The sequence below is a fragment of the Staphylococcus schleiferi genome (assembly GCF_025558325.1).
GTDB lineage: Bacteria > Bacillota > Bacilli > Staphylococcales > Staphylococcaceae > Staphylococcus > Staphylococcus schleiferi.
On sequence record NZ_CP094712.1, the window covers coordinates 454,527 to 467,346 of the forward strand.

Below are 12,820 nucleotides of genomic sequence, written 5' to 3' on the forward strand. Positions count from 1 at the left end.
CATATTCACTAGCGATTAGTGAATAAAGTTATAACCTGCAGCTTGGCTTGCAGAGATTGTACGTGAAGTGACAACGCCAGCACCGTGGCCATAGTTCATTTCAGATACTGTTACTGAACCGTTTGAACCGACACTTTCAACGTAAGCAACGTGGCCATATGCACCAGCAGATGTTTGCATGATTGCACCAGCAGTAGGTTTGTTGTTTACTGTATATCCAGCAGAACGCGCTGCATTCGCCCAGTTATTTGCATTGCCCCAAGTAGAACCAATTTTACCGCCTGCACGTTCAAATGCATAGTAAGTACATTGACCAGAAGTATATAAGTTTGAGCCAGATGCAGTTGTTGCGATAGAACGTCCGCTTGTAGTTACTGTACCTTGGTTATCAGTAGGTGCTTCAGTAGCTATTGGTGTTGCTGTTTGTTGTGTTTGGTAGTTAACTTGGCTTGTTGTTGTAGTAGGGACTGTTACGTTTGATGTTGATTGTGTATTGTATGCACTGTATTGATAGTTTGTATTTGTATTATTATTTGTATTGACTACAGGTGTTTCAACTGCAGTGTAGTCATAGTGATAAGTGTAGTTTTGGTTGTTAGTTTGGTAGTAGTAATAATCAACTGTTCCATCACCATTTTCTGTATAGAAAACATAATCTTGGTTGTTAAACATTGATGGATCCCAGTTTCCGTCTAATGTATGGTGTTTGTTACCATTAGCGTCTGTTGTTACGAAGTCTTGAGTTGCTTCTGAATATGTTGTCGTGTAATGCGATGTTTCATTAAGTTCTGCTGCTTGGGCATCATTAGAAGCCATGTAGCCAACTCCAACTAAGCTCAAGGTAGCGATTGTAGCAGTAGTTAATTTTTTCATAATTAAAAAGTCTTCCTCTCTGAATTCGTTTTGTTACTGAAAGCATCATAGCACACTCATATGATGGAATAAACCATTGTAAACGATTTTAAGCGTGAATGTAACATAAATGAAACAAAAGATAAAACGATGTCTTATTTTACATTAGTGTGTAATTCATCTTTTATAAAACGGAACAATGGTAAATTTTGACTTTAATCAAAAATCAGAAAGCGATAAACGGGGTCAAACACTGCCCAAATAGCTTTTTATTTCTTTTAAATATGCTACATAAAATAAAAAAATATAATCAATTTTTATACAACAAAAAGAGGGATGTGATTGAAATTGACGGTGGAAGGAATATGAAATTCAATGCAAAATATAGAAATTTGAGGTCAGTGACAAGCGCTTAAGTGTTTAAATGGACTCCAAAAAGTTGACGCACCTTTTGTAAATGAAAACTGGATGAGGGGCAATAGGAATTAGCGTTACAAATTGGTTCTTCATTTTTTTTGGTGGGATGACATAAGTCATCCTGCTTTTTTGTACAAAAATAGCGCAAATGCCTCTATAATTTTAAGTGACTAAACCAAAAATAAAGGAGACATATTGCGCCTATGTGTAATGATATATTAAAGTTACTAAAAATTAAAGATAATAATATTAAAATCACTAAAGTTGAAGAAGATGTAGTTATTAGAGGTAAGAAATCTAACGTCATCTTTGGTACCCTTTCATACAAGCCTATGACTTGTCCTCACTGTTATCATTCGAATCCAAACCGAATACACAAACACGGAAAACGTTTATCGCGAATTACTTTTTTAAGATTCCAAGAGATAGCAGTGTATTTAAATCTGTTAAAACAACGTTTTAAATGTAGGGTTTGTGGTCGGACTTTTACTTCTAAAACAAATGTTGTTGAGGATAACTGTTTTATCTCAAACCATGTTCAGAAAGCTATTATAGATAAAGCAACACAAGTTCGCTCAGAAACTGATATCGCAAGTGATTGTAACGTTTCTGCATCTTCTGTAAAACGTGTGATTCATAAAGTAAGCAATGCCACTTTTCAATAGTGAAATTGCTTAAATAGATTGCGTGCCGAGTCGAGACTCCCGAGGCATAGAGCCGAAACCGAAAATCCATTTTGGCTTCTTATGAGCTACAATAAAAGCCAAAATTAGTTGAGGTAAGGCGCCTGGGAAAGCGAGACTCGAAGAAGCAATCGGAAGTTTGCGACTTAATTATTATAGACACATAACCACCATATAAAGTGTACAGCCTACAAATTAAGCTTCAAAACTCAAGAGATGGCGTCACCCGATCGGAAAATTATATGAAACACAAAAAAGGATTCCAAAATTGGAATCCTTTTTTATAATATATTGGGTTAAATTACATTCCCCAAGCACTTAAGCCTTGTGCTTTGTATGCTTTTGTAGCAGCGTCAACTTGTTGGTCGAAAGTATTTGTTGGTCCCCAACCTGGCATAGTTTGGAATAAACCTGACGCACCTGAAGCGTTACGTGCGTTTAATTGACCATTAGATTCACGAGCGATAATGTGCTCCCAAGTTGAAGCAGAAACACCAGTACGTTGTGCTAAAATTTGTGCTGCTCTTGAACCGTGGCTACCAGCAGTGTTACCGTTTGATAATGTTACTGAACCAGCACTGCTTGTTGAAGTTGATGAAGTTTGGTATGAAGGTGCTGATTGTTTCGCTGGTGCTGAGTAATTTGATTGTTGTACATTTGAAGCTTCGTTATTTCCGTGGTGTGCTGAAGCTTGTGCACTGTAGTCAGCCATTTGAGTTGGTTGTGCTACTGATGATTGTGCCATTTCTTGACCTGAACCGTTGCCGTATGACCATCCGAATGTCACACCGTCAGACCAGAAGTGGAAGTTTACGCCATTTACAGTGAAGTGGTAGTCGTACGCACCATCTTCAATTGCGTGTTCATTTAATGATTGATCGTTGTTTAATGCTAATTGTGCTAATTCTACTTTATTAATATTTTCTTCTGCGGCATTCGCGTCTGCTGAATGTAAAGCAACACCTGTAGTTCCTAATGCTAATGCTAAAGAAGATGCAAGTAATGTTTTTTTCATAATAAAATAAGTCCTCCAGTAAAAATTATTTTTCAGATTTTCATTTTCAAAAGCTTACTAAAAATTTTCAACAACCACACTCTACCAACGAAACACCCATTTGTAAATTACGTGTAAATAACAAAACATTACAATCAGTTTTCATTTTCTCCGTTTGTAATCTAACTGTCATATAACATGTCGTACACTGAATGATTTAATGCGTTATAAAACATTGATATGATAGGTTTTTAGCGATGTATTTAAATAATGGTAAAAACGTCCTTTTGTTACAAATATTACAAGATGAATTAAAACTGTAATGAAAAAAGGGGGTGAAATTGAAGAAAATTGAATTGTAAAGCTAAATTTTTTTTGAAGAAAGGGCGAAAAAAATCCATGATTCAGTTAAAATATTCTTATATATTGATAGAAGTGGATGAGGTGAAATGATGAAAAAAATTGAAACACTACGACTAAAAATTGCGGAACTCACACGACAAACCCACGAACTTGGTATACCGATAATGATTGTTTTTGAAGGGGTAGCTGCATCAGGAAAAACGCGTTTAACGAACGACTTACTACTCAACTTAGATGCCAAATATACGAAATTTATTGCGACAAAAACACCATCTGAATATGACTTGAGATATCCTTTCTTACAGCGATTTTGGGAAACATTACCCGAGAAAGGTTATATCAATATCTATTTTAGAAGTTGGTACTCACATTTTGTGGATTATAAAATTCACCAAATTAAATATCCGCTGTTCAAAGATGAAAAAATCCTTAAAAGTGAGATTCAAGGCTTTGAATCCATGTTACAAGATGATCATCACGAAATTATCAAATTTTTTATCCATATTAATGAAGAAAAACGACAAAAGCATATTGCGCATATGAAATCGAATCCTTTAACACGATGGAAAGCACAAGAATATGAGCAAATTGTTTCGCCAGACGTTTATTTAGAGACGTTAAAACCGATGTTAGACCACACGTGGAAAGAAATTGATTATAGCGATAGAGAAGATGCGATTATAACAATGTATGAACATTTGCATGAACGCTTAACTAAGGCGATAGACAAGTATCAGAAGCGTAAAGGTAAGAAAGACGGTCGTTTTACGCCTTCTTTTCACTCAGATTTATTTGGCAAACCTAAAAACAAAGTGTCAAAAGAAGACTATCAAGATAAAATTGAAACACTCCAGTTAAGAATGCGAGAACTACAGTTTGCATTATATGAAAGAAAAATTCCATTAGTCTTAGTTTATGAAGGTATGGATGCTGCCGGAAAAGGTGGAAATATAAAACGGGTGAGAACTTATTTAGATCCTACAGGTTATGAAGTCAATGCCATTAGTGCACCGACGGATGTCGAACTCAACCATCATTATTTATGGCGATTTGCGAAAACCATGCCTAAAAGTGGCCATATCGGTATATTTGATCGCAGTTGGTATGGGCGTGTTCTCGTTGAACGTGTGGAAGGTTTTGCATCTGAACAAGAATGGATGCGTGCGTATGATGAAATTAATACGTTTGAAAAAATGTGGGTCAATGACGGCGCAATCATATTGAAGTTTTTCTTATCATTAGATAAAGATGAACAATTGAAACGTTTTAAAGCACGCGAAGAAGATGTAGATAAGCAATGGAAAATCACTGATGAAGATTGGCGCAATCGAGACAAATGGGACGAATACGTGGAAGCAAGTCACGATATGATTGAAAAAACAAATACTGAAGCTGCACCGTGGTATGTTGTGGCTGCAGATCATAAGAAAACAGCACGAATTGAAGTTTTAAAATATATTATTCAAAAATGTGAAGAAAAACTTTGGGGCGTTCAACAATATTAAAATCCGTCCTAAGTCTTTTGACTCGAAACTTTTTTCTACTATAATATATTTATTAATAAAACAATAGACCTTAGATAGAGGAATTTTTATGTCATTGGAAAATTACAAAACGGATATTAAAGTGTTAGAAAATGCACATCAAGCACAACTTGAAATTGTAACGATGGGTGACCCAGATGCAACCCATGCGGTCGTTTTACTTCATGGTGCGATTATGAATTACAAGATCATGACACTATTTGCAGAATATCTTCAAAATGCGCAGCTCATTTTTATTAACGCACCTGGCCGTGGAGAAAGTACGGGACTAGAGCGAGGTCAGTATGATCTTTCAGAATATGCGATACGGATGAACGAAGCACTTGTTGATATGGTAGAAGCAGGCCACATTGAGCAAATGTCCATTATTGGTTATTCGATGGGCGGATTAATTGCGACAAAGTTAGCAGGTTATAATACGTTACCCATCAAGCATTTAATATATTTGAATAGTGCTGCTAAAATTGATTACAAAGAGTTACGTTTTTCAAAGTTACTGAGTGAACTTGTTAAAGATATCAAACCGGGTGAGCAAGATAAAATGGTCAAGAGTATTCCCGAATTTATCTTGAAGCAAGGTGTTTCGAAAAAACACAATGAAGTGTTTAATTTCACCCAATATCTTGCACCAGTTGATACGATGATGACAGATTTGTTGTATACGTTGCGTGCGGATTATTTAGAGGATATTGACCTTATTCAAAATATGCCAGAAGTACTGTTTTTGTTAGGTGAAGATGATGTGATTTTCCCGAACAAAGACTCGCAAACAACTTACGAAAAGTTTGATGCATTAGGAGCAAAAGTTAAATCGATTGTTTATCCCGAAGTAGGACATTTAGACTTTTTGCGTGTCTTGGATGACACGCACGATCGACATCAAGGGAGCATCACTTATCATATCAACCATCTATTATCGTTATAATTTAAAGCTCATTTTATTAACATTAATAGCGGTTATTACAGGTATGAATAAAATCATTACAATACAAAGTTTTATCAAAAAAAAAGAAAGCGCTAAGACGATTTTTATTTTCAATCATCTTAGCGCTATTTATTTTGGGATTAATGGTTCAGCCTCTTTTTAGCAACATCAATTAGATTTGATTTTGAAAGGTTTAAAAGAAATCTGAAGGTAAGAACTCCTCAAAGTCAAAGTTTTGAACTTTTTGCACAGGACCACTATTTAATATTTCTTGAACAGGTTGGCTTTGGACCAATTCATATTTATAGTTTTCAATAGTAGAGAGATTTTCGTGATAATTTAGGAAATGTGCAGCAACGAGGATGGCTGCAATTGCGACTGTTGCTCGAATAATGACGCGCATGATTTTCCTCCTTCTTGTCGTTTGATACTTTTATCATACAGGATGATGCTGATGATTGACATGCGGCCTCAGCAATAACCCTACTTACGACTTTAGAATGATAATCGACATTTTATTAAAAAGCGTTTAAAGGATCCAAATGATATAACAATTGTTTATTTAAAACCCTATTTTGATACAGCCTTGTTTTTGAAAATAAAATACTTGCTTAAATGAATACGAATTACAGTACATCTTCCAAAACTAAAAATGTTTTGATAATATATATTGAGATAAAATTAATTTATATCAATAAAGATATAGGGATGTGAACCGATATTGAATAGAAAATATCATTTGAAATCAGAAAAGCAAGTACAGCAACAATTTGGCATACGTAAGTATAAAGTGGGCATTGTCTCTGTCATGTTTGCTTCATTTATTTATATCAATATAGGGCATAGTGCACAAGCTGCCGAATTACCTGCTTCCCATGAATCAGGGTCGTCTATAACACACAGCAATGTAAACACAGTAGAGAAAAAAGAAGTACCTGAAGCCGGGGAACACACAGCGCTCAAGTCTGAAGACTCAGTAGACGCGACAACGGTGACGCATGTAGAAAGTGCTGTTAATAAAGATAAGGTCATCAACCATACGCAAGCGGAACAACCTACAAATGCGGATACAGCCACAAGAGACACAACGGCAAAGGCACCACAATCTGATAAACAAGATGCAGAGATAGGTCAACAAACGGGTGAAACCACTTTTCGTGCAGCGGATTCATCTGTACCAGAAGCAAATGAAGCAGACATACATGCACCCGCACCTCAAGCACAAGCTCAGCCAAAAACAGTAGAAAAGATTCCAGAGAAAGTTTATGAAAAAAGCATCCCAGTCATGAAGCATCCTAAAAATGCACAAACATTAGGGATGGGAAGAGGCATTGGACAAGGACGCGAAAGTTTAGGTGTGATTGTACCTGCACATACGAAATTGTACATCCGTCAAGTACATCCTCAAAATAATGATGAGCTTCACGTAAGTTTGATGACGGATGATAGTCAGCAAAATAAAAGTAAAGTTATCCCTAAAACTGGAGAATGGGTCAGTGTAGAAGCAGCGATCGACAGTGCGGCGTTTGTCAATTTACCTAGAGGCCTCAATCATCAGCCGCTCGTTGATTTCTATATTCAAAACAATTTAGGACGCGCTTTGCCTACTTATCGGCGTGGACAAAGTCAAAGTGATTTTGAAGCGCAATGGGAAAAGCAAGATGCGAGCTATGCATTTGTAGAAGGTGAACATATCTCGTTTTTAATTCCAAAAGAAGATCGTCAACGCATTAGTAAAATGAAACAGAGTCAAGGTTCCGCTTTTAAAAATTTAGATGAAATGATTGACTATTATGATGATGTGATTTCGAAATATAGTCAATGGGCAGGGTTAAATGAAGACCCGCAATCGCCAAATTATAATGTGGAAATGAAATATTTTACGATGGCAGATAAAAACGGCTATGGCTTAGCTTATTGGACATGGGATCATATGGGTTCTAACAGCGCATCATTACATGGCTATTTGCAACCAGGATGGCTCGCTTTACATGAAGTGGGGCACGGATATGATGGTTGGATGGTCGGCGATAGTCGAATGGAATTGCTCGAAGTATGGAACAATATTTTTGCGAATGAATATCAAACAAAAGTTCAAGGCATTAAAAATGGTTGGTTATATGAGAACCGTCAACAAGCTTTTCAACAGCGCATTCATGATCAAATATTAAAGAATCCACAACAATTTTCATACGCCAATATCGGTTTACGTGATCGATTGGATTTTATGACGCGGATGGTTCGTTTGACGGGAATTGAAGGTTTGACTCAGATGCTTCAATCTGTACGTGAAGAGGCCTCACAAGGGCCAGTAACAAAAGATGTTCCACGCTGGATTAATACGTATTGGCTTGCGAATCGTGGGTACAACGGACTGGCATACTTTGATTTATATCATATCGATATTCCAACAAGTTTAAAAGATACTGTAAATGCATATCCTAATAGTTACATTTATCCATTAGCATTATTAATCGAGAATGAAACGGAACGTCAAAAATATGTGAAGCAGTTAGGCTTGTCGACTGCCTATGAACTTGTGCGTAGTTCGGATTTAAAAGAGAGCACTATCAAAGCGAGTGCAACGGTGACAGTGGATCAGCAAGGGCAAGTGTTACCTGATGGCAGTACGATTAAGTTAATAGATGGAACGACACAAGTAGCTGAAGCTACAATTGTAAATGGAAAAGCACAATTTGAACAAATTCGTCCAGGGATATACAAAATCGTAGCCCCGTTATCAAAAGATGCAGCGTTGCCAGAGCATGCGTATTTGATAGTGAAAGAAAAAGGGGAAAACGTAGCCACAGTGACATACCCTGCCCTCCAACATAGACAAACGGCAATGACTGAACGCATTGTATTACAGGGAATCTCCAACCGAGAATTTGTGAATATTGAATATCAACCTGAACATCAAAAAGTGATCTATCGTCAAAATAATGTTCAACCGCATTTTTATTTTACAGATGAATATGCGCATATTACGATAAAAAATCAAAATGGAAAGATTTTATTGGACCAATCATTAATAGGCAAAGAGACAGCTGAAGGCAAAGTTGCTACATTTGATTTGAAAGACGGTGACACCATTACGGTTAAACACCGTGAACCTCAATCACGTCGACAAGTGTGGCGTATCGAAAATCATACACAATTAAAATTACCGCAACCAGAAAAGGAAACAGTCACTTACACATTAACGGACAAAGGCTTTATCGTGGAAGGAGAAACTACTGAGGCAGCAGAAAAAAGATATGCTGAGCAAATGCAAGAAGATGTGACACAGCTGATTCAGCGATTGAAAGCAGAGCCAAATCGAGATTACCGCATTCCACTATACCGTATTGTTCAAGGCGTTCAACATATGGATGTCATTGAAAAAGAAAAATTGATGCAACAATTACAACCTTATTTACAAGAAATGGTGACGAATCATACTGAGCAACCCACAGTGTCTTCAACTGAACGGGATAAAGGTTTTATTACGGGAGATGCATCTGAAAATGCATGGGTCACTGTAACTTATCCATCAGGTACTATGACAAAAGTTCAAGCAGATGAATATGGTTATTGGGAAACTGCAATTCCTGAACGAGAAGCATTACAAGTCAATGATCAATTGGCAATTGTTGCTACATTGCCCGGGAAATTTCCTTCTCCGCCACTTTACGTTAAAGTCACGGATACTATTGCACCACCGCCGCCACAAGTGGATGATTTTGTAGAAAATACATCAACAATGACGGGTACATCAGCGTTGCATACGACTATATTGGTTACACTACCGAACAAGAAAACTTTACAAACAAATACTGTAGAAGGTAAATGGTCCATTGAAATACCGCCAAGTACACCTCAAACTGCAGATGATACGATTTTTGTCCAAGCGATAGATGATGTAGGCAATCGTTCAGCAATCAACTATGTAACACCTATTGACAATACACCACCTGTTCAACCGCAAGTTACAGTCACTGAAGCGGGCAAACATATTATTTGGGGGCATGGTGAAAAATATAAAGACACAATAGAAGTGACATTACCAAACAATGAAATCATCAAAACGAAAGTAGGACGAAATTTAACTTGGATGATTGGTGTCCCATTTCATACTGAACTGCGTGCAGGATCCAAAATATCAGTTATAGAAATAGATCGCTCTGGCAATCGATCTCAACCGGGCATAGGACAAGTTGTAGACACGACACCACCTCAAACGCCTACAGTCGATTTATTACAACAAGGAACACCGGTATTGACAGGGAAAGCAGAGCCGAAAAGTAAAATCATTGTGACGATTAATGAAAAAACCATGCTAGAAGCACAGGTCCATCAAGATGGAACTTGGGAAATTAATAATCCTGCCATCGCAACGATTCAAGCTGATGACAACGTTTCAGTCAAAGCTGTCGATGAAAGCGCAAATGTTTCACCGCTCATATTTGTTAAAGTTCAACCGATGACAAAAGCACCTGAGACGATAGAATCCGTTAAAGACAGTGAAACTTCAGCGCATACAAATGCATCAGAAACACCGTCTGTCCCTGTAGAAACACCAGAAGTAATGGAACAACCAAAGACTGAAAATAACGTCGAGGCAACAGAAACAGAGGAAACACCAGAGAAAGAGGTGCCAGTGGAAACAGAAGTAGCCTCAGGTCCTGTAGAATCACCTGAAATGGTAGAAGAATCAAAAGCCGAAGACAAAGTAGAATCAACAGAAGAAGCGGAAATGCCAGAGGAACCAACTGTTAAAGAAGAAACGCCAACAGTAGTAGCGCTTGCAGAAAGTATAGATGTACCGAAAGTCGAAAATCCATCTACGAGCGAGGAGTCATCTGAAGCATCATCAGTAGTAGAACCACCAAAGACTGAAGGTAACACTGAGCCAACCAAAACAGGGGAAGCACCAGAGAAAGAAATGCCAGTAGAAACAGAAATAGCCTCAGGTCCTGTAGAAACACCAGAAATAGTAGAAGAACCAAAAGCTGAAAATAAAGTAGAACCGACAGAAGAAGTCGATAAGTTGGAGAAACCAACAGTTAAAGAAGATACGCCAACAGTAGTAACACCTGCAGACATTGTGGAAACACCAGAGACTGAGGAACCGGTTGAAGTAGAAGAACGGCCTCAGACTGACGACAATGTTGTAGTCATAGAGGAAGACGATGTGACTGAGGAATCAACTTTAACAGAAGCAACGCGTCCATCAGAGGAAGACATCCTAGAAACAATCAGTCCGTCGCAAGTGGAAAACACTATTGGACATATAGAAGAATTAGAAAAGACAACACCAGTAGAACATGATAGTCCAACTGAAGCGGAAATAACAGTGGAGAACGATAAAGTATCTGAGGCTCAGGAAATTGAAGAAAATTCAACAACTCTAGAAAAGCCTGAGTCACAAGATGGACCTATGATAGAAGAAATGGATTACCAAAACCAATATAATGAACAGAACGGCGATGCCAAAGTCCAGTTTGTGAAGGCTAAGACGAACGTTACTCATGATTATAAAGCACCAGAAGTGACGAAGACGCATTTAACATTAACGCGTAAAACTGTACCGGTCGCGCATGTTAGTGTTAGTGACGAAAAACAAAGGTTATCCACTGCATCACAATTACCTGCTGCGGGGCAATCTGAAAATATACAGTGGAAAGGCTTACTATTGGCATGTGTGGGATTGAGCTTAATGACACGACGTTTCTTTAAAACGCATTCCAAACAATAGGACGTCTTGCCATATTGATAAAATTTGGAAAGCAGAATACAGTCTGACATGTGCTATACGACGTTCGTTCACTTTTCACATTCGTTTCATCTTTACATTCATTTAATATCCTTACGTTATGATGAAAGTAAAGACAAATGAAGGGAGTATCTCAGGTGAAAATCACTTTCGAGTCGATACAAAATCGACGCGGCTGGATACAAGCGGATTATAATGATGGTTTACATGAAGGATGCATTCGTTTTGAAATGTCAGATGCAATCGATGTGCGTGATGATTTAGTAGCTGAAGCGCTTGCTGCTTTGTGTGGACAATATTATGACACCATTGAAATGGCGCTAAAAGTATCGAATAAAACCAAAAAACAAATAGAAGCGCGTACCGGTGCGCAATTGATTTGTAAAGTAGGTATGTTATTTTGGAATATTAACAAGATGATGAGACAAGATATTAAGACTTTGAATTTCAATGGTGATTTGTCTAATTTATCGGCTTTAGCTTTAACGCCAGGCGAAGTGAATAAAGTGTCGCTAGACTTCGGTCAAGAATCACTACGAATGTATGAAATGTTTGATCGCTGGAATAGTAGAATCGTTAAAACGAATGTGATGGCAACCCATTTTCCAAAAATCACGTCTGATTATTATATGATAGGTAGTATTTTATACAAAGATTTTTTTAATACGACCTATATGATTACAGGTTTACAACTTAATCCGTTAACTTTTAATATGACTAAAATAGAAGCAGAGCAAGCGATAGCGGGTATGATTAATTTGCCACATTCTCTAGGATTAACTGTTGTCGGTCATACAAAAATTGCTTGTCGCCGTTGGTCTAATATGTTAGAAAGTGCTATTAACTCGGTTAAACTGTCAGAATCACATGTCAGTTCATTACAGAGATTATTAGTAGAAATTGAAAATGAACGTAATCATCTAGGTTTGAGAATCCATTCGCGAGATCTTCAACCGACCCAAATCGTGTGGGGAGCAGATGCGCGTTTAGATTTTATCGCACTCTATATTTTAAAATATGGGGGACGTGAAAAAGCTGAAAAATTAGTACGGGATATTCCAGTTTCTGCAGAAGCGTTAGTTGCTCAATGTGATTTCAATTTTTATGAACGCTATTATCCAGGTGCGTTTTATTATATGAGTCGATCATTTAGGGAAGCGGTACAAAAGGTATTAGAAAAGAATGAAATTTTACTCTATAGTGAAGCGGATTGGCAGAATTTTTTATATGTGAAAGATTGGATCGCAAACACAAGAAAAGATGCGATTCAAATAGGAAGATAATAAA

Annotated in this window: 8 protein-coding genes; 5 read left to right on the top strand and 3 right to left on the bottom strand. The window is 37.4% G+C overall.

Annotated elements, in window-relative coordinates; translation table 11 throughout:
- Positions 1-15 precede the first annotated feature (15 nt).
- Positions 16-873, bottom strand: coding sequence for a CHAP domain-containing protein (locus MUA40_RS01905; protein ID WP_167732626.1), 858 nt, complete (start codon positions 871-873; stop codon positions 16-18).
- A 599-nt stretch (positions 874-1,472) separates the two neighbouring features.
- Here MUA40_RS01905 and MUA40_RS01910 point away from each other — a divergent pair.
- Positions 1,473-1,934: an ISL3 family transposase gene (locus MUA40_RS01910; protein WP_016426122.1), complete on the top strand. Its 462-nt coding sequence runs from the start codon at positions 1,473-1,475 to the stop codon at positions 1,932-1,934.
- Positions 1,935-2,253: 319 nt separating this feature from the next.
- Here MUA40_RS01910 and MUA40_RS01915 read toward each other — a convergent pair whose 3' ends face one another.
- Positions 2,254-2,967 (bottom strand): lysozyme family protein, encoded by a 714-nt coding sequence (locus tag MUA40_RS01915; RefSeq protein WP_016426123.1) that lies wholly within the window; start codon positions 2,965-2,967, stop codon positions 2,254-2,256.
- A gap of 428 nt (positions 2,968-3,395) precedes the next feature.
- Between MUA40_RS01915 and MUA40_RS01920 the strand changes: the two genes are divergently transcribed.
- Both MUA40_RS01920 and MUA40_RS01925 read left to right on the top strand, forming a co-directional pair.
- Complete coding sequence (locus MUA40_RS01920) at positions 3,396-4,814, top strand: phosphate--AMP phosphotransferase (protein WP_037559439.1); 1,419 nt, start codon at positions 3,396-3,398, stop codon at positions 4,812-4,814.
- Between the two features lie 88 nt (positions 4,815-4,902).
- Positions 4,903-5,778, top strand: coding sequence for an alpha/beta hydrolase (locus MUA40_RS01925; protein WP_016426125.1), 876 nt, complete (start codon positions 4,903-4,905; stop codon positions 5,776-5,778).
- Positions 5,779-5,971: 193 nt separating this feature from the next.
- On the opposite strand, the gene MUA40_RS01930 is transcribed toward MUA40_RS01925, so the two are convergent.
- Positions 5,972-6,181, bottom strand: coding sequence for a hypothetical protein (locus MUA40_RS01930; RefSeq protein WP_016426126.1), 210 nt, complete (start codon positions 6,179-6,181; stop codon positions 5,972-5,974).
- A 318-nt stretch (positions 6,182-6,499) separates the two neighbouring features.
- Between MUA40_RS01930 and MUA40_RS01935 the strand changes: the two genes are divergently transcribed.
- Both MUA40_RS01935 and MUA40_RS01940 read left to right on the top strand, forming a co-directional pair.
- Positions 6,500-11,515 carry an Ig-like domain-containing protein gene (locus MUA40_RS01935; protein ID WP_016426127.1) on the top strand — a complete coding sequence of 1,672 codons (5,016 nt, stop codon included), beginning with the start codon at positions 6,500-6,502 and terminating at the stop codon, positions 11,513-11,515.
- Between the two features lie 155 nt (positions 11,516-11,670).
- Entirely contained in the window at positions 11,671-12,816 is a 1,146-nt protein-coding gene (locus MUA40_RS01940) for a hypothetical protein (protein ID WP_262569784.1), read from the top strand.
- The last annotated feature ends 4 nt before the right edge of the window (positions 12,817-12,820 follow it).